This is a genomic window from Tunturibacter empetritectus, from assembly GCF_040358985.1.
Lineage (GTDB): Bacteria > Acidobacteriota > Terriglobia > Terriglobales > Acidobacteriaceae > Edaphobacter > Edaphobacter empetritectus.
The window spans coordinates 1,764,439-1,783,390 of record NZ_CP132932.1; the positions used below are offsets into that span (position 1 = coordinate 1,764,439).

Annotated in this window: 18 protein-coding genes; 8 read left to right on the top strand and 10 right to left on the bottom strand. The window is 58.2% G+C overall.

Annotated elements, in window-relative coordinates:
* Positions 1 to 39: 39 nt before the first annotated feature.
* Both RBB75_RS07400 and RBB75_RS07405 read right to left on the bottom strand, forming a co-directional pair.
* Entirely contained in the window at positions 40 to 1,827 is a 1,788-nt protein-coding gene (locus RBB75_RS07400; RefSeq protein ID WP_353070034.1) for a M20/M25/M40 family metallo-hydrolase, read from the bottom strand.
* Positions 1,828 to 1,951: 124 nt separating this feature from the next.
* Positions 1,952 to 2,269: a hypothetical protein gene (locus RBB75_RS07405; RefSeq protein WP_179640234.1), complete on the bottom strand. Its 318-nt coding sequence runs from the start codon at positions 2,267 to 2,269 to the stop codon at positions 1,952 to 1,954.
* Positions 2,270 to 2,288: 19 nt separating this feature from the next.
* Between RBB75_RS07405 and RBB75_RS07410 the strand changes: the two genes are divergently transcribed.
* The 3 genes from RBB75_RS07410 (at position 2,289) to RBB75_RS07420 (ending at position 4,166) form a co-directional block, all read left to right on the top strand.
* Positions 2,289 to 3,059 (top strand): hypothetical protein, encoded by a 771-nt coding sequence (locus RBB75_RS07410; RefSeq protein WP_353070035.1) that lies wholly within the window; start codon positions 2,289 to 2,291, stop codon positions 3,057 to 3,059.
* A gap of 60 nt (positions 3,060 to 3,119) precedes the next feature.
* Positions 3,120 to 3,566: a thioredoxin family protein gene (locus RBB75_RS07415; RefSeq protein WP_353070036.1), complete on the top strand. Its 447-nt coding sequence runs from the start codon at positions 3,120 to 3,122 to the stop codon at positions 3,564 to 3,566.
* 123 nt (positions 3,567 to 3,689) lie between these two features.
* Positions 3,690 to 4,166 (top strand): hypothetical protein, encoded by a 477-nt coding sequence (locus tag RBB75_RS07420; RefSeq protein WP_434557148.1) that lies wholly within the window; start codon positions 3,690 to 3,692, stop codon positions 4,164 to 4,166.
* 64 nt (positions 4,167 to 4,230) lie between these two features.
* Here the strand turns inward: RBB75_RS07420 and RBB75_RS07425 are convergent, their stop codons facing one another.
* The 3 genes from RBB75_RS07425 to glyA form a co-directional block, all read right to left on the bottom strand.
* Complete coding sequence (locus RBB75_RS07425) at positions 4,231 to 4,440, bottom strand: hypothetical protein (protein ID WP_179640238.1); 210 nt, start codon at positions 4,438 to 4,440, stop codon at positions 4,231 to 4,233.
* Between the two features lie 157 nt (positions 4,441 to 4,597).
* Positions 4,598 to 5,083 (bottom strand): DUF4126 family protein, encoded by a 486-nt coding sequence (locus tag RBB75_RS07430; RefSeq protein ID WP_179640239.1) that lies wholly within the window; start codon positions 5,081 to 5,083, stop codon positions 4,598 to 4,600.
* A gap of 208 nt (positions 5,084 to 5,291) precedes the next feature.
* Positions 5,292 to 6,557, bottom strand: a complete 1,266-nt coding sequence (gene glyA / locus RBB75_RS07435) for a serine hydroxymethyltransferase (protein WP_353070038.1) — start codon at positions 6,555 to 6,557, stop codon at positions 5,292 to 5,294.
* Between the two features lie 801 nt (positions 6,558 to 7,358).
* Here glyA and RBB75_RS07440 point away from each other — a divergent pair.
* Positions 7,359 to 8,420, top strand: a complete 1,062-nt coding sequence (locus RBB75_RS07440; protein ID WP_179640241.1) for a LamG-like jellyroll fold domain-containing protein — start codon at positions 7,359 to 7,361, stop codon at positions 8,418 to 8,420.
* A gap of 83 nt (positions 8,421 to 8,503) precedes the next feature.
* Positions 8,504 to 9,982, top strand: coding sequence for a hypothetical protein (locus RBB75_RS07445; protein WP_353070039.1), 1,479 nt, complete (start codon positions 8,504 to 8,506; stop codon positions 9,980 to 9,982).
* 338 nt (positions 9,983 to 10,320) lie between these two features.
* Here RBB75_RS07445 and RBB75_RS07450 read toward each other — a convergent pair whose 3' ends face one another.
* Positions 10,321 to 11,598, bottom strand: a complete 1,278-nt coding sequence (locus RBB75_RS07450; protein WP_353070040.1) for an alpha/beta hydrolase family protein — start codon at positions 11,596 to 11,598, stop codon at positions 10,321 to 10,323.
* Positions 11,599 to 11,907: 309 nt separating this feature from the next.
* Between RBB75_RS07450 and RBB75_RS07455 the strand changes: the two genes are divergently transcribed.
* Both RBB75_RS07455 and RBB75_RS07460 read left to right on the top strand, forming a co-directional pair.
* On the top strand, positions 11,908 to 13,371 hold the full coding sequence (locus tag RBB75_RS07455) for an FAD-dependent monooxygenase (protein WP_353070041.1): 1,464 nt from the start codon (positions 11,908 to 11,910) through the stop codon (positions 13,369 to 13,371).
* A 458-nt stretch (positions 13,372 to 13,829) separates the two neighbouring features.
* Positions 13,830 to 15,053: a hypothetical protein gene (locus RBB75_RS07460; RefSeq protein WP_353070042.1), complete on the top strand. Its 1,224-nt coding sequence runs from the start codon at positions 13,830 to 13,832 to the stop codon at positions 15,051 to 15,053.
* A gap of 154 nt (positions 15,054 to 15,207) precedes the next feature.
* Here RBB75_RS07460 and RBB75_RS07465 read toward each other — a convergent pair whose 3' ends face one another.
* The 3 genes from RBB75_RS07465 to RBB75_RS07475 form a co-directional block, all read right to left on the bottom strand.
* Positions 15,208 to 16,248 (bottom strand): hypothetical protein, encoded by a 1,041-nt coding sequence (locus RBB75_RS07465; RefSeq protein WP_353070043.1) that lies wholly within the window; start codon positions 16,246 to 16,248, stop codon positions 15,208 to 15,210.
* Positions 16,249 to 16,571: 323 nt separating this feature from the next.
* The gene (locus RBB75_RS07470; RefSeq protein WP_353070044.1) at positions 16,572 to 16,931 is read right to left on the bottom strand and encodes an ArsR/SmtB family transcription factor; all 360 of its coding nucleotides are present in this window, start codon (positions 16,929 to 16,931) and stop codon (positions 16,572 to 16,574) included.
* 44 nt (positions 16,932 to 16,975) lie between these two features.
* Positions 16,976 to 17,455 carry an SRPBCC family protein gene (locus RBB75_RS07475; protein WP_353070045.1) on the bottom strand — a complete coding sequence of 160 codons (480 nt, stop codon included), beginning with the start codon at positions 17,453 to 17,455 and terminating at the stop codon, positions 16,976 to 16,978.
* Positions 17,456 to 17,909: 454 nt separating this feature from the next.
* On the opposite strand from RBB75_RS07475, the gene RBB75_RS07480 reads away from it, so the two are divergent.
* Positions 17,910 to 18,200, top strand: a complete 291-nt coding sequence (locus RBB75_RS07480; protein WP_179640249.1) for a hypothetical protein — start codon at positions 17,910 to 17,912, stop codon at positions 18,198 to 18,200.
* 219 nt (positions 18,201 to 18,419) lie between these two features.
* Here RBB75_RS07480 and RBB75_RS07485 read toward each other — a convergent pair whose 3' ends face one another.
* Positions 18,420 to 18,722, bottom strand: coding sequence for a hypothetical protein (locus tag RBB75_RS07485; protein WP_353070046.1), 303 nt, complete (start codon positions 18,720 to 18,722; stop codon positions 18,420 to 18,422).
* Between the last annotated feature and the right edge of the window lie 230 nt (positions 18,723 to 18,952).

Consider the following 18,952-nt stretch of genomic DNA (forward strand, 5'->3'; position numbering starts at 1 on the left):
GGGGGTATCTGTGAGTTTGCGACGATAGCTGTTTGTGTTTTACTTCGCTGCGTTGGCGGGCGGGACTGCGTTGGGATAGATTTCGGGAATTGGCGCGGTCCTTTGTTTCTCCAACTCCGGATGCGGGAACGGCTTGCGCGGCATCATAACGTCGCGCTCGCTGGTGTTGTAGAGGAAGATCGCCTCGACTACCGCTGCCTGCTCGAGATCGAGCGCGTGCAGACGATCGTAGGTGTCCATGTCGGAGTGATGGGTTCGCGTCTCGTAGTCCAACGGATCCTGAATGTACTGGAAGCCGGGAAGGCCAACCGCATCGAACGATAAGTGGTCGGTGCCGCCGGTGTTGCGGTAGGAGATTGTCGTTACGCCGAGGTCGGCGAGGGGCGCGATCCACTGCTTGAAGATCGGGGCAATCGCCCAGTTCTCCTGTGTATAGACGCCACGTACCTTGCCGGTGCCGTTGTCCAGATTGTAGTAGGCGTCGAGGGTCTCCCACTCCTTGGTCGTGGACAGCGCGCCGCGCTGACGCATGAAGGAAGGCACGCTTGCAGGCTCGGGAACCTTTGGCTCTGCAAAAGTGCCGAAGTGCTGTTTGACGTATCCCTGCGAACCAAACAGGCCCTGCTCTTCGCCAGACCAGAGCGCGATACGTATCGTGCGTTTTGGTTTGATGCCGAGGGACTTCAGGATTCGAACGGCTTCCATTGCGACGATCGAACCTGCGCCGTTGTCGGTTGCGCCGGTACCGGAGATCCAGCTGTCGAGATGACCGCCAACCATGACGACCTGATCCTTCAACTTTGAATCGGTTCCAGGAATCTCCGCGACTGTGTCGAAGCCATGCTCGTGGTCGCCAGTGAACTTCGTTTCGATGTTGAGCTCGAGCGTTACCGGGACGTGGTTTTCTACCATGCGTCCGAGGCGGTTGTAGTGCTCAATCATCATCACGGCATTGGGAATGGTGACTGCGTTTTCTTTTTTCTGTGCATCGCGGGCGAGGTTCGCACCGTTGTCGTCGAAGATGATGCCGGTTCCGCCTCCGTCTCCTCCGTCGCGGCTCGGTGTCAGCACGGCAAGCGAGCCTTCGTCTGCCATCATCTTGAGAGCGGCTTTGCGAATCTCGGCGATCTTCATTCGGTCGGCGAGGAACTTTGCAAACTCTGGGGAACCCGGGGTGAAGCGTCCGCCACGCGACTCATAGGTTTCCATCTCCTTGAGCTCTGCGTCGGTGTAACGGCGGAATAGCGGCTCGGTGATGTCCGGAGTGGGACGCATTGCGCCCAGGAGAACGATCTTGCCTTTGAGCGTGCCTTTGTACTTTTCGAGGTCGCTCATCTCTTGCACGTTCATGTATACGACTTCGCCGGTGACAGGACCGTTGGTTGCAGGGGACCACGGGGCAGCTTGTGCCCAGAGCGGTTCTGGATCAGGCGATATCATGCGCACCCAGGTGTTGATCTGCTGCCAGCCCATGCCGAACTCACCCCAATCTTCGAGGTGCGCGTTTTCCAGGCCGATCTTCGTCAGCGTGTCGCGCGTCCAGGCGTTGGCCTTCGCCATGTTCGGCGAGCCGGTTAGCCGGGGTCCGATCCCATCAGCCAACGCCCCCCCGAATTCCATGACGTGTGAGTGTTTGAAACCCTCTTCTCGGATGCGCGCATACATGGTGAGATCGATGTTCTCGGTCGCGGGTTGCGGTCCGTAGTAGGAGGGGGTTTCAACCGTGGCATCTTTGGCTTTCTTATCGGCGGCAACGGAAGGTACGGCGAAGCTTGCGATTGCAGCCGTACAGCAGCTCCAACGCGCAATGGCACGAACGAATGACATGCTTAATGGTCCTCCAGGAAGTGTTCTGAGAGCGAAGAATAGCAGATATCACCGACAGACCGCATCGAGCAAATGTCTCTCAGACCTAATTTGGAGAACCGAGCGAAAACTATCTGACTGACTATCAGCTTCTGCGCAGCTGCCTGCGTATCCACAGGGTACCCAGGTAAGACAGCGCCACCAGCAGTACCAAGATACCCACCGGCAATCCGATCCGCGTATAAGTCAGCGAAAAATCGACCGCATGGTGAGTTGCCGTGTTGTAGAAGAGAACTCCGAAGATTGCGCAGAAGGTCGCCGCGAAGAAAGCCGCAAACCCCAATGCAAAACTCATTAGGAGGCTGGTAAACCAGCCCAGGTCGCCCAGAGGTACACCAAAGAGATAGCCCGCGCCAAAGGTTCGAGGCGAGGCTGAACTTCCGTTCTGCGATGCTTGCGCCATACCAGTAGAATACTGCTTTATGGCAGAAGGTGTTCAGAGCGAGTTGGTACAGGCAGCGCAGGTGATCCGCGACGCAGTGGTGCAGCAGACGCCAAACGGCATTCGTTACGCGGCGTTTGGGGATAATAATCTTGAGGCAATTGACCTCGAGCGCATGGTACAGGCTGTGCCGGTCACCATCTCGGATGCCATCGCGCGCAAGACTTATTACTTTGTGCCGCTTGCTTTGAGCGAGGCGCGAGGCAGCGAAGCTACGATGGTTGCGCCGGCCTATACGCCTGAACTTGGCGATCAGGCGATCTGCCATCGCAATGTGACGCACGATGGCACGGAAGGCGTCTTCATCTCTACTCGTCTGCTTGGGGATCGCTTTGCGCTGGCGTTCGAGTTCTTCATCAATGTTGGCCACGCCTTCGTCGATGCGGTGGGCGTTCCACAGGCCTTTGATCAGCTCGTCTGGGGACAGGCTCTGGCTGATGTTCGCGGTGAGACCAGCCAGGATGCCTGGGAGAACCGCGGTCTCGCGCTTGGCGGGAAGACGGAAAAGATTGATGGCAAACCGGTGATCGATGAGAAGGCCAAAACGGCTTTCCTTGAATCTGCCTTCTCGGACGCCGTCGCTATCTATCAGCTTTCGCTCTCGGTGGACTTCGACTACTCCGAACTACGAGAGCGGGAGTATCCGCTGCTCGCTCCGCTGGCTCTTGCAGATCGTCTTCGCCTGGTGGCGCGGTTTTTTCCGCCGAATCCTACTTATGAGTTTTCCATCCGATATCGCCGCCGCGCCTGAGCTGTCGGCCGTGGTATTCACGCAGAAAAACATCTAATTTCCATGGGATGGGAGACGTCAATGCCTGTAATTCGGAGTTGCAAACAGTGTGGCCAGAAGAATCGTATTGCCGCGAATCACCTTTCTGACACCGGCCGTTGCGGAGCTTGTAAAGCCCCTCTGCCACCGCTCGACGAGCCTTTGCAGGTAGACGCGGCGCTCTTCGACGAGATTGTCCAAAACTCGCGCGTCCCCGTACTTGTTGACTTCTGGGCGGAGTGGTGCGGCCCCTGTCGTACTGCCGCTCCAGAGGTCGCGCGCACGGCGAAGGATATGGCAGGAGACGCCCTTGTGTTGAAGGTCGATACCGACAAGCACCAGCAACTCGCAGCGCGGTTCCAGGTGCGGGGTATCCCCAACTTTGCTGTCTTTTCGTCCGGCAAGCTGGTGAAACAGCAGGCTGGCGTTGTGGGGCACGACGTGATGGAGGGATGGCTGCGATCTATTGCTGCGGCTCGATCGGCTTGAGGGATGGACTCGTATACTTGGCGCGGTGTTATTGCGTGTGAAGGATACGAATCGATGAAGCTGATCTTCCTCTATGGTCTGCCCGCTACTGGAAAGTTGAGCGTCGCGCAGGAGTTGGCAGCGATGACCGGCTACAAGCTTTTCCACAACCATCTCACGGTCGACTTGCTTCTATCGGTGTTCGACTTTGGTTCGCCAGGCTTCGTCGCGCTTCGGGAAGAGATCTGGCTTTCGGTATTTGATCAGGCCAGTCTCAGCCACCTGCCGGCCCTCATCTTTACCTTCGCCCCCGAACCGACGGTGCGGCACAGCTTTCTTCAGAACGCTCTGAATACCATTTCGCAGAGAGGGGGCAACGTAGAGTTTGTCGAACTCGTCTGCCCGCTCAGCGAGTTGAAGAAGCGTCTGAATAGTCCCTCGCGGCTTCAATATCGCAAATTGACCTCAGAGACGCTGTTTGATCAAATTCATGCGGCGGGTGGATTCGAGGGATCTTTTTTGCCAAAACCTCAGCTCTCGATCGATACAAGTTTATGTACCCCTTTACAAGCAGCCGCCAAAATCGCCGAAGTACTGGCGCTTGATCTATCGCTGACTTGATCGTGCGACGTATCGCTTGATTAGGAAGCAATCGAATGAGTTCACGAGCGGTTTAGGAAACAACCTACCAATCGCGGCTGTGATGGGGGATGCGGCCGCAGTCACCTTCGGTGAGGTAGCAGCGAAGTATTCCAAATAGAACTGTTGCCCCGGCACCAATGATCATGAAAAGAATGCCTGTCGTAAGTCGTCCCGTGAAGTATGGAAATAGGAAGACAACAACTCCTGCGTACATCAAAATCGTCAGCACGATGCGTGTGATGCTTCTTGTCATGTCTCTACCTACCAGTCCAAGCCCAGGCGGGGATTCACTTTCGGCATCCACGGGCTTTGGTATTGCACATCCTACTCTGACGTGATTGGATTTTGCCATACTTTTCGGTGTATCCGGGACGCTGCAATGTCTTGCAACTTAGCTGTAGTGATACTCGCTATGCGGTCACAATCCCCATCGCCAGGATGGCGCCCAAGATAGCACTGAGATCCTCGACGAGCGCCACGGGCCAGTCTTTGGATCCCAACCGCACTACGATCTCTCGGCGAATCAGGAAGCCAGCGAAGGCGCCGATCAGGGCTCCCAGCACACAGAGGATGACGCCCTCGACTCCTGATCCGTTGAGTCCTGCAGCCACGATCGCACCGACCAGCCCGGCAAAGACAAGCCTCGCGATCAGTGGGAACGGAGCCGTCCGATTGGGCGTTGTCGGTAGCTTATCTCCGATGAGCTCTCCCAAGGCGAGCACGGTGAAGATGATTGCGGTCACGAGCTTTCCGCTCCATGCCGCCCAACTGTCATCTACTGATAGATGACCTGCGTAGGCGAACCAGCAAAGCACCGCCATGGCGGTCATTGTACGAAGACCGGTGACGAGACCTAGCAGGGGGATGGCAATCAACCAGGTCAGCATTTGCATCATATAGTCCCCTTTCCCTGGAAGATCGAGCGTCAGTAGAATGACAGGATCTCCCAGCGTACCGGTTGCCCTCATCGGGTCTGTGCCAGCCTTCCAATCGAAAACTATACTCGCAGATTTGTTATCCGCCACGGCGGTGAATCGAAAGTTGTTACGCCTTGCACTGCACTTTTGATTTCTCTTTCGCTGAAACCATCTGATTTCGAGGGAGCTATGCTTCTCGCAGCCAACTGTACAAAGGGAATTTCTCTGCCATTTCGAGCACTTGATTGCGAATCTGCTGCAGCTTGCTAGAGTCGGTTCGGTGTTCAAGAGCCTGCGCGATCCAGCCGGCAATGACGCGCATCTCAGGCTCCTTCATGCCTCTTGTGGTCAAAGCGGGTGTGCCGATTCTGATGCCGCTGGGCTTCATCGGCGGGTTGGTGTCGTAGGGGATTGCATTCTTGTTGACCGTGATTCCAGCCTCTCCTAGAGCGTGTTCTGCCTCTGAACCGAGTATTCCTTCCTGGAAGACGTCGATGAGGATGACGTGGGTGTCGGTGCCGCCGGAGATGATGCGATAGCCCTCGGAGGCGATGGCTTCGGCGAGGACTTTGGCGTTGGTAACTACCTGATTCGCATAGGTCGCGAACTCCGGTGTCAGAGCCTCTTTGAAGGCGACTGCTTTGGCTGCCACGATGTGAATGAGTGGGCCGCCCTGTTGGCCGGGAAAGACGCTGCGATCTACACCTGCGGCAAACTCCTGATTGCAGAGGATCATTCCGGCGCGTGGACCACGCAGGGTTTTGTGGGTGGTGGTGGTGACGATGTGGGCGTGGGGAACGGGAGATGGATGCGCGCCTCCAGCTACAAGGCCGGCGAAGTGGGCCATGTCGACCATAAAGTAGGCGCCTGCTTTGTCGGCGATGGCTCGCATGCGGGGGAAGTCGAACTGGCGCGGGTAAGCGCTACCTCCACCTACGATTACCTTGGGTTTTTCGCGGAGTGCGGTGGCTTCAAGTTCATCATAATCAATGGTTTCGGTGTCTTTGCGGACCTGGTAGCCGACGATTCTGTAGAGTTTGCCTGAGAAGTTGAGCTTGTGGCCGTGGGTGAGGTGTCCGCCGTGGGCAAGATCGAGGCCTAAAATGCAGTCGCCGGGGTTGAGGATGGTCATGTAGGCGGCGGCGTTGGCCTGGGAGCCGGAGTGGGGTTGGACGTTGACGTGGTCGGCGCCGAAGAGTTGTTTGGCGCGGGCGCGGGCTATGTTTTCGACGACGTCGGCGTACTCGCAGCCGCCGTAGTAGCGCTTTCCGGGGTAGCCTTCTGCGTATTTGTTGGTGAAAACGGTGCCTGCGGCCTCTAAGACTGCGCGGCTTACGAAGTTTTCGGAGGCGATCATCTCGAGGCCTTCGTGCTGGCGCTTTACTTCGTTTTCAATCTGAGCGGCGATTTCGGGGTCGGAGACGGCCAGCGGGGCGTTGCGGTCGATGGGCATGACGTTATTTTATGTCACAGTTTTTTTTGGATTTTTTCTGGTGTTGGGCGGCGTGGTTTTTTGCTGTTTTGCTGTTGTTTTTGAGGGGTGTTTTGGGAAAAGGGGGTGTTTCGTTGTGGTGTTTGGATGGTGAGTTTGTGGTGGGATGCGTGGCTGAGATGGACGCAGGACAGTGCACTTTTCGACGACGAAAAATACGCCACGATTTCGGACTTTATTTTTGGTCTTCGGCCATTACATTGCGGGTGGCAGCGTAGAGGTTGCCTGTGGAAAAAGAATATTCAGGGTTGGCAACCGGATTTGGTTTGGTTTTCGAACAAATAAGGTTTCCAAGTGGACATCCATTCGTTTGCAGTTGGCGTTCTTACTATCAGCAGGCATAAGCAAGCAGCATTTGGAAAGGATCACCTATGCAGACTTTATATATTGGAATTGCGTTTTCGATGATGGTGATTCTCCCGCTTCTTGTCGCCAAGTGGAACGGGACGCCGCGTGAGGAGTTTGAGTCCTCGTTCAATAGCGAGCAATAAGCAGATTTTTCGAGCAGAGGTTAGGGGGGCCACGAGCTTTCGTTCGTGGCCCTTCTTACGTGTGGCACTAAGTGACTGTCCTGCCGGACGGGCCTCCTGCGCGGAGCGCGACCACTTCGTGGTGGGTATACCCCTTCGGCTGGTCCTCCCGTTGGTCGGAATCATCATTCTGCTTGCGACCAACGGGGACGCTAGCGTTTGCTATAATCGGGCCGACGATCCCGGGCCCTCTCGACTTGAATCCACACTGCCGAGTCTGGCAGGAGGTCTTATGGCCCTTGAGCTCATCCTGCAGCAGCGTTATCGTGTCGACGGTATTCCCGTGGATCTAAGCCCGTACCGCAATCACGGTTCCGGCGTCGACACTGCATCTGCACCCGGCCCGGCAGTCAGCCAGTTCGCGGTATCTTTTCCCAACAACGACAGCCAGGTTGCGATTCAGCCGACTGCGGCACAAGGCTGGGCCAGCCTGCTTGCAATCAAAGTCGAGATGGTTGTATTTGTTGACGCCGTGTTCGTGCGGGAACAGGGTCTCATCGATGCGAGTGGCGCTTTCACCTTCGCCATCTCCGAAAAGGCGCTGACGGCACAGATCGCAGGCCCGGGCGGTGCCTTTGTCAGGGCTGCTGACGCCTTTGCCCCGGATGGACAATTCCATCCTGTGCCGCTGGAACGCTGGGTCACCGTTGGGTTTTACCACGACGGTTTTTCGAAGATACAGCTGACCATGGATGGCAAACTGGTTGGACAGGCTGACGTCTCGAGCGGCGTGCCTCCGCTGCAGGGCAGTATCGCCGTCGGCAATCACATCGGTGGCAGCCATCCGTTGAACGGCCGCATCGATGAGGTCAGGGTCTGGCGAAGCGATCCCAAGGCCATGCAGCGTGAGTTCCTCTGCAGACCCTACACCCCTAAGACGGCGGCGTGCTGGCAAGCACTCTTTGAGGACGTTGTGGCGTGGGCAAAGGCGGAGCCGGCCGCGGTTGCCTCTCTGCTCCAACTGGCTGAGCAGGGACGACGGGCGCTGCTTGGCGGCCTGGAGCTGCTATCGCCCGCCGACCAGGCCGAGGCTAGAGGTCTCCTCAACCGGTTTATGAAGCTGTGGTGCGAGGGTAAGATCGACGGCGATGCCATGCGCAAGGTCATCCGGCAGTGGCTGGAGCTGCTGAAGAAGCACGGCCTCGACACCGATCGCGGACAGCGGATGGCGGAGCTGCAGCGGGTGCTGAACGCTGCCAAGACGGAGGCACCTGTGATCGACCCAAAGTGCGATCCGGCGATGCAGGCGTTCTTTGCCCTGATCGGAAAAGAAGAGGCAGCGCTGGGACCTTGAAGTCCATACGAATCTCACTCCAACAGCGATGATTGGCGGGCCGCGCCTTATCCGGTAAACAGGACACCCGACGTACAGGAGAGATGATGCCACCACCCTCTGATGCACGGACGTTCGCAAAACGATTTGAGCCAGTCCTGCTCTTCCATCCGAACGAAAACATGCTGCCGGTCGATCCGAAGTGGTATCTGGAGCGATGCTCGATGTGGCGCGCCTCTCCGGCGCCCTTCGACGACAAGGCAAACTGGGGTGAAGCGCCGCAGACTGTGTTTCCAAGGGTGCCGCAGGTCGAGCGTGGGAATCTGGCCGCGCTGAAGAATGAGGCAGCCGGAAAGGTCTGGCTGGGTGCGCTGGGCGCGGGCGGGCTGGTCGGCAATCGGCCGCAGGGCGAGAGGCCGCGTCCGATCGAGGAGCGGTTCTTCGACTTTGCCGGCTGGGATACCCCGGTCGATCCTCCCAACGAGATAACGGCAGCAACCATCAACCGCCACGCCGCGCTCAATGCCATCGACTATTCCTCTCCGCTCAAGGGCAGTCAACCCTGGTACTACGTGGAGTTCATGAGCAATCAGGATTTGCTCAAATTCACCAGCACTCGCACACCGAATGGCCTCGACCTCTTCAGGCTGGTGGCCAATAACGCTCAGCTCAGCGCGCCATCTGCGCTGGTCTATCACTTCCTTTTTCCACTTCACTTTGAAGGTCTGGAAGGATGCGAGGCTGCGGGCGAGGGTGCGAACTTCGCCAGCTTTGGGGGCGAATGGGCATCGATGGCCGTCCTGATTGATTCGTCCAACACACCGATTTTCATCGGACTGACGTCGAGGAACATCGGCGACCCGAGCATTCTTGGGGACGAGGACCAGCGAGTCGGTATGCAGGTATTTAAATGGACCGATGCTGTGCTGGGCACGGGCGGCGATGCGCATCCGCTCCTGTTTGTCTCAGTTGGCACCCACGGACTGTACCTTACGCCCGGGCCGCATAATGTAACGCCTTTTACCGCGGGCATCTCGGCCGGTGGTGGTTCGTGCGGCGCGGTTGAGAAGCTTGACGACGTTATCTCGGGTGAGGCGGTGCTCAGCCCGGGGACGCCTCCCGGGACTCAACCCCCGCCTACGTGGGTCGTCGTTCTAAAGCTCCTCGGTTTGGTAGTTGGTTGGGTTGTACTTGGTATCGAAGAAGCTGAAGGTTGGTCAACTTTCGGCTCAACCGAAGTAGACGCGACCCCAAACGCGGTCTCGACGGATCAGACAGGAACCACTACTTTTGGGACGATCCTCGCTCCTGCCGCCATCACCGTTCCAGGCTTCACGGCGACCAGGCAGATCGACTGGCAGGTCAACCCATTTACTGCCCCGGCTCCTGACGGTCGCAAGTACGACTTTGTGATTGACCGCACTTCGCAGGTATGGTGGGTTCCGCGCACGGAGAGCGCCGGATGGGATGGACGGTGGGGTCCGCGGGTCACCAACGACCCGAACAACCGGCGGGCGGGCATGCGCTGCCCCGACTTTATGGAGATGTTTCTCGAAGGCATCGCCGTTACCCTGAATAAGTAGGTTGCCAGCTATCAAGATCCCACTTGTCGTTTTACCTTTGTCGCTTCTTCAAACTCCTCGACAGCGGGTGCCTCCTCCTCTCGCAGTCTCATTGCGATAGGGTGGAATATTCCAGAAGATCGGGCGCATGAGTAAGCGGCTATTCAAAGTGTTCCGGGTAGACATTTGCAAAGTCTACAAACATTGAATGGCGAAACACTCCGTTTCCTGTTTTGAAATTCGCTGCGGGTAAGGCTCTCTGGATTTAGTCTCGACAAACGCCTTTCGTCAAGTACTGCGTGTTCTACTTTGGCAAGCGTGTTGGAGTAACGAGAAGTGGATGAATGCTGCCAATCTGCTCAGCGACCCTGTTGAGCCTTCGCTGTTTGGGGAGATTCGAGAGCTGTTGCGGTCTTTGTCTGTGAGAGGCGCTTGAAGGATTTGTAGATGAAGGAGCCGAGGTACCAGCCGTCGATGTATTTGTAGGGGGTTTCGCCGGTGGTGTAGTGGCCGCAGGGAAGGACCTTCGAGACGTAGTCGATGTTGAGTGCGTCGAAGTTTTTGAGGACGTCTAACGAGTACTTCAACGGGAAGGTGAGGTCGTAGGTGGCGTGGACGACGAGGACTCGCTTTGGTGTTGCGGCGAAGCGGTCCATGTAGGACATGGGGCTGACGATGGAGAAGATCTCGCGGACCTGATCCTGGGTGAGTCCTGCCTGCTCGAAGGCTGCGCGGATGTGGCGGGTGCTTTGGCCGGCCCAGACGACGTCTCCAAACCAGGTGGAGGCGTGGTTGAAGGCGCAGACCTGGAGGCGCTGGTCGAAGGCGGCGGCGATGAAGGCGTAGCAGCTGCCGAGGCTGGTGCCGAGGACGCCGAAGTGCTCGTAGCCCTGGGATTCGAGCCAATCGATGCAGCTGCGGATGTCGACGACGGCCTGACGGCAGGCCTCGGTGGTGCGGCCTACGTTGGAGCTGACTGCGTAGTCGGAGCGCTCGAGTTCGGCTGGGCGGCGGACGTCGTGGTAGGGCTTGGAGAGGCGCAGGCAGGAGATGCCGAAGCTGTTGAAGAGGGTGCAGAGGGCGTTGTGGGAGAAGGCGTCGGCGTTCCACTGGGGCATGACGATCATGGCCTGTTTGGGCTTGCCCTTTTGCGTGTCTGCGTGGGCGGGATACCAGCGGGCGTTGACCTGATCGTTTTCGGGGTAGAGGCTGCGGATGGGCGAGGTGAAGCGGAGGAAGTCGGCCTCTTCGATCTCGCCGGTTTCGGCCTGGCGGCGGAGTTCGGCGTCCTCTTCGAGGGTTTCGGGGCGGACGTTGGTGGGGTAGAGCTGGGGGTGACGGCGCTCGAGGCGGAAGTCGGTGGGGGTTTCGTAGCCGAAGAACTCGTCGGCGCGGGCGACGATGTCGCGGTTGACGGCGGTCATTCGGGCGAAGTCCTCTGCGACGGGTGTGTCGGTGAGGGGAGTGCTATCGAGGTGCGGGTTGGCGAGGTGCGGGTTGGCTGCACGGGCTAAGGGGCTGAAGTCCTCGAGCCAGTCGAAGCCCCACTCGAGGGGGCGGACGATGCGGTTTGTGTCGCGGGTGGTGAGGGCTGTCTCCCAGGAGTACATCCACTTTGCATAAAGCCTTGAGAGCATTTGTTGAGTTTATCAAGGTATGGAGTTACTTCCCAGAGGGCGACTTATGGTTGCTGACCATGGGGACTGACCCTGAACTTCGCGAGGCCCAGTACAGAACATCGGAGTTTGCCTGGTTATCCAGGGGATGCCTCGGAGAGCGGAAAGAGGGCGCTCCATTTCGAGCCGAATCGCAAGTGCGATCCTCATCCTCTCTGCTTCCAGGATAGCAACTCGGAACAACATAAAACAGACTGTATTTCGCTCCAAGATGCGGTAGGTTCAGCAGACGTTTGTTGAAGATAGATACCGCAGCCAAGGGGTCCTGGGATGAAACATGAGGTGGTGATTGCCGGAGGGGGTCCGACGGGGATGATGTTGGCGGGCGAGTTGGCATTGGCGGGTGTCGACGTCGCCATTGTCGAACGGCGCACCGACTCGGAGTTAGTCGGCTCGCGTGCGGGTGGCCTGCACGCTCGCACTATCGAGGTTCTCGATCAGCGCGGGATCGCGGATCGCTTCCTCGCGGAGGGCAAGGCGATGCAGACCGCGGGGTTCGCTCACATCTCCCTCGACATGAGCGATCTGCCGACCCGGTACAACCACGGGCTCGCGCTGTGGCAGAAGCACTTCGAACGCATTCTGGCAGGCTGGATCGAAGAGCTGGCCATACCGATCTATCGCGGGCGCGAGGTGACGGGCTTCGCGCAGGATCCGACCGGCGTCGACGTCGCGTTGGCAGACGGTCAGTTGCTGCGGGCCCAATATCTCGTCGGGTGCGACGGCGGACGCAGCGTGGTTCGTAAAGCAGCCGGCATCGCATTCCCTGGTTGGGATCCGACGATCAGCCACCTGCTCGCCGAGGTCGAGTTGGCCGAGGAGCCGGAATGGGGCGTACGGTACGACGCCGTTGGTCTGCACGCGCTGAGCAAGCTGGATGAGGCGGGTCTGGTGAGAGCTTTCGTGACTGAGAGAGAACTGGGGGGCACCAGCGAGCCGACCCTTCGCGATCTCAGCGAAGGACTCATCAGGGTGTATGGGACGGACTACGGGGTTCACAGTCCGGTCTGGATCACACGGTTCACCGACGCGGCGCGTCAGGCAGAGACGTACCGCAAGGGGCGGGTGCTACTGGCGGGCGACGCCGCGCACGTGCATTACCCGGCTGGCGGACAGGGCCTCAATGTCGGCGTTCAGGATGCTGTGAACCTGGGATGGAAGCTGGCACAGGTGATTCAGGCGATGTCGCCGGAGTGGCTGTTAGATACCTACGAGGCCGAGCGCCACCCGGTGGGTGCCAAGGTTCTGCAGAACTCGCTGGCGCAGGTCGCCCTTATGCGCCGGGATGACCGCTCGCAGGCTGCATGGAAGGCCGTTTCCGAGTTGCTCAAGATGGACGAGCCGCGCAAGCGGTACGCTGCCATGATGACAGGCCTGGATATTCGGTACGACTTTGGGGAGGGACACCCGTTGCTCGGACGCCGCATGCCCGATCTCGACCTGGTGACCGCCAAGGGCCCGCAGCGCGTCTTCGCCCTACTGCACGATGCTCGACCCTTGCTGCTCAACCTTGGTGAATCTGGCGGCTTCGACATCGCTCCATGGGCAGATCGCGTTTCATTGATCGACGCCCTGTTCGCTGGTCCGTGGGAGCTTCCTGCGATCGGGGCGGTCACGGCCCCTACCGCTGTCCTGGTTCGGCCCGACGGATATGTGGCCTGGGTGGGAGACCTAACGCAGGTGGGTCTGGCTGACGCGCTGACTACCTGGTTCGGATCGCCTGCTACTGAGTAGCGTACGGCTTCCAAGATTCTTTTGTCGGGAGTTCTTTGTGATTGGGTCGGCGTGATGATGGACTAACCCTTCTGGTGTGCCCGGCGGCGGCGGGGGTTCAATACTTACGATGTGGATATGGCTTCGGTCGCGAAGTGGTCCGGCGTCCTGAGACAGCTGAGGGTAGACCCGGAGCAGGGTGCGTCCAGCGGCTCCTTCAGCATCGAGCTGATTCAGATTCTGCGACGGTAGCGGCGAGGAGACATCGAGAGAAATTACAGACAATTCATCAGCACACTGCACGACATTCGTTTGGCTGCTGTGTTTTTTTGTAGAGAGGGTCGATGGTTGTCTCTTGGGAAAAGAGTCGCTGCAAGAAAGACCTGATGATCCTCACGAAATCCAATCCAAGGATATCTATGCTCCTCCGAATGCGGTTCTTCACTTTTGCCTTGTTAGTAAGCCTGTTTAGTCTGTCCTTGGCAGGTCTCTCGTCCAGGGAGCTAGCTGCCCAAACGCTCTCGGCGGTCTGCCAGCCGAAGGTGACCGGGCAGGTGGTGGTCGCCACGCCGGCGGAACGTCTCGCGGCCGGGCGAAAGGCACAACCGCCGATCACGGACATCTACAACGGTTTTGCATGGCCCGATACGCCGCTGGGCGTGATCAAGACCGATACCGGCTACGAGTTCTTTGCCAGCGATGGGGGATATCATGCGCGTCAGATGTGGCAGGGGAAGTGGGTCGGCAACAATAAGGCAGGGTCGGTGGTTACGACGGTGGGCACGCTCGACAAGCCGCTTGGCTCGGGCGATCCGCTGGATGTCGGCGTCTCGCCCAATCCCAACTCCGCGGTGAACCCGAACTATTCGAGCTATGGCTACATTGGGGGAGGCCCGGTCTATCAGGTGCCTTCGGAGCTGGCTGGGCCGGGACATCTTTTAGCGACGTACCACGCGGAGTTACCCAAAGATGCGTTGTACGCTGCGCTGGGACTCGCGGCGTCCTCTGATAATGGGCAGCACTGGACCGACCTTGGCGAGATCATCCGGTTGAACCAGGCTTACGCGGTTGGGCTTGACGGCTATGAGATCGGCGACGGGCCGCTGGTGCTCTCGCCGGATGGCAAGTACTTTTACTTGTACTTTCCGGACTGGCTGGCCAATGGCTCGCTGCACGTTACCAATGCTGGCGGGGCGTCGACGACGACGAATGTCTCGGTGGCGCGTGCCCCGGTGGCTGCGGTGCTGGCTGCTGCCTTCGGAACGGCGCGTTCGCCGGTGCAGCCGGAGTTGAGCTCGGCGACCGAACTGGCGCATCCGCATACGGTTGCCTTTGAGAAGTTCTATGAGGGGCAGTGGGATCTGCAGCCGGCGATTGGAGGAGCGTCGACGGACCTGATTCCAAGCTCCGCCTATCAGGGATATCTGGATATCCACTACAACAGCGAGCTGAAGCGCTATGTGATGCTGATCTCCAACGACACGCAGTTTGGATACGCGGAATCTGTTGATGCTTTGCATTGGACCGTTCCTACGTTGCTTGGCGTGTATGGCCCGATTGCGGCTTATCCGACTGCGGTTGGATTGGGCGACGATCCGCACATTCTGGGCAAGCAGTTTTACGTCTACTTCACGCATCTGCTGACCGATGGGTCCGGGTGGACGGAGGGCTCGCTGCAGCGGCTGACACTGACCTGCCCGTAAACACATCAGCACATCCACTTTGCGTGTTTATCAAGCTAATCCTGTTTGGTCGCTATAAGCCGACTTGCCTCTACTAATCGACCGTCGCTTTTGTCACATGCAACTTCCGAGTTGCCGACCAACCGGAGCTATCGGTTGGCCGGCTTCGGGTTATCTACTGCGTCGCATTGCGCCCGACCTCAACGATCATGAAGCTCCCGGGCTTCGCCTTCGGACGCCCCGAAGCCGCTCCAGGCTTGAGCTCTTCAAACTCCATCGTTGGGAGATAGATCTTGTGGCTGGTCGGATCGATGGCCAGCGTCTTCGCTCCATAGGGCGTCTTCACGATTTGCTCGACCTCAAATTTTCCCGATCTCTCTCCAGCGACCACCAGGGAGCCGTCGCGGCAGCTTGCGAAGGCCTGCCCCGCCTCGAACGCAGTCGCGTCGACGCCCGCTCCGATGGGCAGATCTGAGAGAACCTTGCCGTCTTCAGTGCTCATGACGATCATCTTCTGCGGCTTGCGGCAGCCAATAAACAAGCGGTGGGTCTTCTTGTCCAACGCCATCCCCACAGGGTGGCCGCCGGGGGTAACGGGCCAGCGCGCGATGACCTTCTTTGTCTGCAGGTCAACCTCTGCGACGACGTCCTTGTCCTCCAGATTGATGTAGATCTTTCCGGTTCCATCGGAGGCGAGAAATTCGGGCGCTCCGCCCAGTTCGATCGGCGGATCAATTTTGCCGCTCTTCGGATCGATATCCGGTTTGAACGACATCAGCACGCCCTTGTCCCCTGAGACAGCCAGGATGCGCCCAAGTCCAGCGTCATAAATAATGCCGTCGGAATCGGGCACCGTGGCCAGCGTGCCGAGCACGGCATAGGTCTTCAGATCGAAGATCACGATAGCACCCTCTCCGCCGCCGTCCGTGATGAACCCGCGCCCCAGCGAAGGGACAATCGCCACGCCATGCGCATTTTTCTGCCCTGGAATATCGCCCAGCACCTTGCCTGAGTCTGCATCAATCACCATCGTGTGGGTACCGCGGGGGACAAACAAGCGGTGTGTCTGAGGATCAACCGTGAGATAGTCCATTGAGCCCTCTCCGCCGATGTGCCATGTTTTTGTCACGTCCCACTTTGTCTGGGCCATGGCGGGCAGGAGACCGGCGGGCAGCAGCATCGCCATTGACATTACAACCATTCGCATCGTTCGCATCTATATATCTCCATCTCCGGGCTGGATTCGATGCACTGAAGGAATAACCAAATGCATTGGATCTACAGCATGAAGAAGGTAGCATTGCATGCTTAATTTTCGCTGAATGTGTCCTTCACTTGTCTCTCTGAAGTGGGCGAACCTGTCCGGTTGTATCCGGAGTCGGCGGGGTTCCATGCTTACGATGTGGATATGTCTTCGGTCGCGAAGTGGTCCGGTGTCCTGAGGCAGCTGAGGGTAGACCCGGAGCAGGGTGCGACGAGTGGCTCTTTCAGCATTGAGCTGATTCAGGTTCTGCAACGGTAGCGGTTCTGCTCCATGCCTTAGTCTGGTTGTCGCTTATCCGATTCATCTGATTCATCTGATTCATCTAGGATCTCAGCCAATCGATCGAGCTTGAGATCCCATTCGGGACGGCGAGCGCGGAGCCACTGTTCGGCAGCGTGCAGGCCCGCGGCCTCGACACGGCAGCTGCGCACGCGGCCAAGTTTCTCGGTCTTTACGAGGCCTGCTTCTTCCAACACCTGCAGATGCTGCACTACGGCGGCGAGCGACATGTTGAAGGGCTCGGCCAGCAGCGACACCGACATGGGGCCGGGGCTCAAGCGCTCGAGCATCGCACGCCGCGTCGCGTCGCCAAGCGCCTGGAAGACGCGGTCGATATTGTGTTCCTTCCGATTCATCTTCCGCGCCCTGGTCCCGCTCACTGCCGGCTCGTCTTCAGGTTTCAAGCTGCCTCGCCAAGCTCTTTCACCAGCTTATCCAGCAATGACTCCCATCCGCCCTTGCGCATCTCTGGGCCGTCAGCTCCTTCGAAGTAGGCACCCTGATGAGTGAATACGAGATCAGTGCCCGAGCCAGCCGGCACTAACTCGATGGTAGCCAGGGACGCGGAGAACGGCTTGCCGTCAAAGCTCATCCGGTAAGCTGTCACGATTCGCCGCGCCGGGACGATGTCCTCATAGACGGTTTCGTTGACCAGGGTCTTGCCGGAGACTGGGGTGCCCGGCTCCATTTTCTTCTGCGTGCGCTCCCTGCCTCCCACTTTGAAGTCGAGCTCGTAGTGCTCAACCGAGTGAGGGCTCCCGCCAAAGAACCAGCGGCGTTTGATGGCCTCGTCGGCAAATGCTGCAAAGACTCGCTCCGGGGAAGCCTTCAGCTTCCGTTCGATTTGAAATGTGTTGTGAATGACTGTTGAGTTTTCCATGAGTTCCACCTCGGGAAAGAGAATAGTTAAGTTACAGCTTTACTATTGAATAGTGATCGCCTAATTGTCAAGTATAAACTTAAGTATTTGAGAACGCTATGATTCGTGGGATTAGGTAGAGCGTTGACACGGTCTGGGAGTGGCACGAAGGTGGTATTTCGTTAATTCTTCGCTTGTGGTTGCTTTTGTGGGCCGCGGGATGGTTTTTCCGCATCAGATGGTATGTTCTGCTCTGTTTCCGAAGAAATTACCCTTCGAATGCGAGAGTGGAAAATGTTTTCCTACATTTTGCGATCCTGGGCACTCGGCGGTATCGCAAAAGTGGTGATGAGATCTGGAAGCGGCGTTGAAAACAAAGAAAGACGGGCGTTTCAGCGTCATTGGCAGGCCAAATGCAACTATGCAAGATGTAGCACACAGTTCGCGGGAACAGCGGAACGTAGAGGAGAGTTATATGGCTGCAATTACGATTTACACATGCGTTTGCGGGGTCCAGAAGAAGACCAGCAATCATTGGGTTTTGGCCAAGGTTACGTCGCACGGGGTTACATTTATGCCGTGGGATGCGGAGTTGGCGCGGAGCCGGGATATCACGATACTTTGCGGCGAGGGTTGCGCAGCATCGATGCTGAGCCGTTCGCTGGGCGATTGGAAGAAGCCTGTAGTGGGCGTGACCAGTGTTGGTTCGGTGACCGATATCAGCGCGGTGATCAGCGCGGAAGAGTATGAGCTGGCGGTAGCTTAGGCTGGTTGTCCCCGGGAGCCGCAAGGGGCGCTCTGCGGGGATTTCGCGGTTGGTGTGTGTCCCGGTGATGGGAGACGGCTGATTGCGGTTGGGGGTTGGGTTTTTCTGATAACGACAACTGATGAAGATTTGAGTTCGCCCTACGCGGGCAGCGCCCACTTCGTGGGGTGTATACCGGCTTCGCCTCATCCTCCCGTTGGTCGGCGGGTGACTTCTGCGTCACGAAGGCGGAGTGATGCTTTCGACAATGCTTTCGACGATGACGCCTTCGGTTTCGAAGTGCGTGACGCGGTGACTGGTGGTGTGGCCCATGTGGATCGCCTTCCTGAGAAGAGTGATGAGAGGCCTGGACGTTTCGGGGAACCAGCGGTCGGAGGACTGATCCCAGTCGACGGCGAGAAGGTAGGTGACGTCGCACTTTGGGCAGGTGAGGGGCGCTTCGAGCCAGTGCTGGAAGGAGCCGATGGTGAGCTTTCGGACGGGGTCAGTGCCGGAGCGGATGGCTGCTATGCGGAGGTTCATCGCTTGGGACAGGGTAACACTGGAGTTTGATACGGCCGGGGAGACGGGCAGCTGTTGGCTGGGGAGATGTACCTTTCCACCCATCGCAAAAACGCGATGGATGGGGCACCCGCTATGTTTCGAAGCAAGTAATGAAATGAATGTCATCAACTTTGGTGACACTTGTCTCGACGGATGATGGTTGAAAGGGCCGTGAGGGCGGTGGACGGTCGAGAGCCTCGGGATCCTTC

What these genes read in the sequence shown, in the direction of transcription:
- RBB75_RS07400 (WP_353070034.1), bottom strand. Translation starts at nt 1,827, where the DNA reads ATGTCATTCGTTCGTGCCATTGCGCGTTGGAGCTGCTGTACGGCTGCA.
- RBB75_RS07405 (WP_179640234.1), bottom strand. Translation starts at nt 2,269, where the DNA reads ATGGCGCAAGCATCGCAGAACGGAAGTTCAGCCTCGCCTCGAACCTTT.
- RBB75_RS07410 (WP_353070035.1), top strand. Translation starts at nt 2,289, where the DNA reads ATGGCAGAAGGTGTTCAGAGCGAGTTGGTACAGGCAGCGCAGGTGATC.
- RBB75_RS07415 (WP_353070036.1), top strand. Translation starts at nt 3,120, where the DNA reads ATGCCTGTAATTCGGAGTTGCAAACAGTGTGGCCAGAAGAATCGTATT.
- RBB75_RS07420 (WP_434557148.1), top strand. Translation starts at nt 3,690, where the DNA reads ATGACCGGCTACAAGCTTTTCCACAACCATCTCACGGTCGACTTGCTT.
- RBB75_RS07425 (WP_179640238.1), bottom strand. Translation starts at nt 4,440, where the DNA reads ATGACAAGAAGCATCACACGCATCGTGCTGACGATTTTGATGTACGCA.
- RBB75_RS07430 (WP_179640239.1), bottom strand. Translation starts at nt 5,083, where the DNA reads ATGATGCAAATGCTGACCTGGTTGATTGCCATCCCCCTGCTAGGTCTC.
- glyA (WP_353070038.1), bottom strand. Translation starts at nt 6,557, where the DNA reads ATGCCCATCGACCGCAACGCCCCGCTGGCCGTCTCCGACCCCGAAATC.
- RBB75_RS07440 (WP_179640241.1), top strand. Translation starts at nt 7,359, where the DNA reads ATGGCCCTTGAGCTCATCCTGCAGCAGCGTTATCGTGTCGACGGTATT.
- RBB75_RS07445 (WP_353070039.1), top strand. Translation starts at nt 8,504, where the DNA reads ATGATGCCACCACCCTCTGATGCACGGACGTTCGCAAAACGATTTGAG.
- RBB75_RS07450 (WP_353070040.1), bottom strand. Translation starts at nt 11,598, where the DNA reads ATGCTCTCAAGGCTTTATGCAAAGTGGATGTACTCCTGGGAGACAGCC.
- RBB75_RS07455 (WP_353070041.1), top strand. Translation starts at nt 11,908, where the DNA reads ATGAAACATGAGGTGGTGATTGCCGGAGGGGGTCCGACGGGGATGATG.
- RBB75_RS07465 (WP_353070043.1), bottom strand. Translation starts at nt 16,248, where the DNA reads ATGCGAACGATGCGAATGGTTGTAATGTCAATGGCGATGCTGCTGCCC.
- RBB75_RS07470 (WP_353070044.1), bottom strand. Translation starts at nt 16,931, where the DNA reads ATGAATCGGAAGGAACACAATATCGACCGCGTCTTCCAGGCGCTTGGC.
- RBB75_RS07475 (WP_353070045.1), bottom strand. Translation starts at nt 17,455, where the DNA reads ATGGAAAACTCAACAGTCATTCACAACACATTTCAAATCGAACGGAAG.
- RBB75_RS07480 (WP_179640249.1), top strand. Translation starts at nt 17,910, where the DNA reads ATGGCTGCAATTACGATTTACACATGCGTTTGCGGGGTCCAGAAGAAG.
- RBB75_RS07485 (WP_353070046.1), bottom strand. Translation starts at nt 18,722, where the DNA reads ATGAACCTCCGCATAGCAGCCATCCGCTCCGGCACTGACCCCGTCCGA.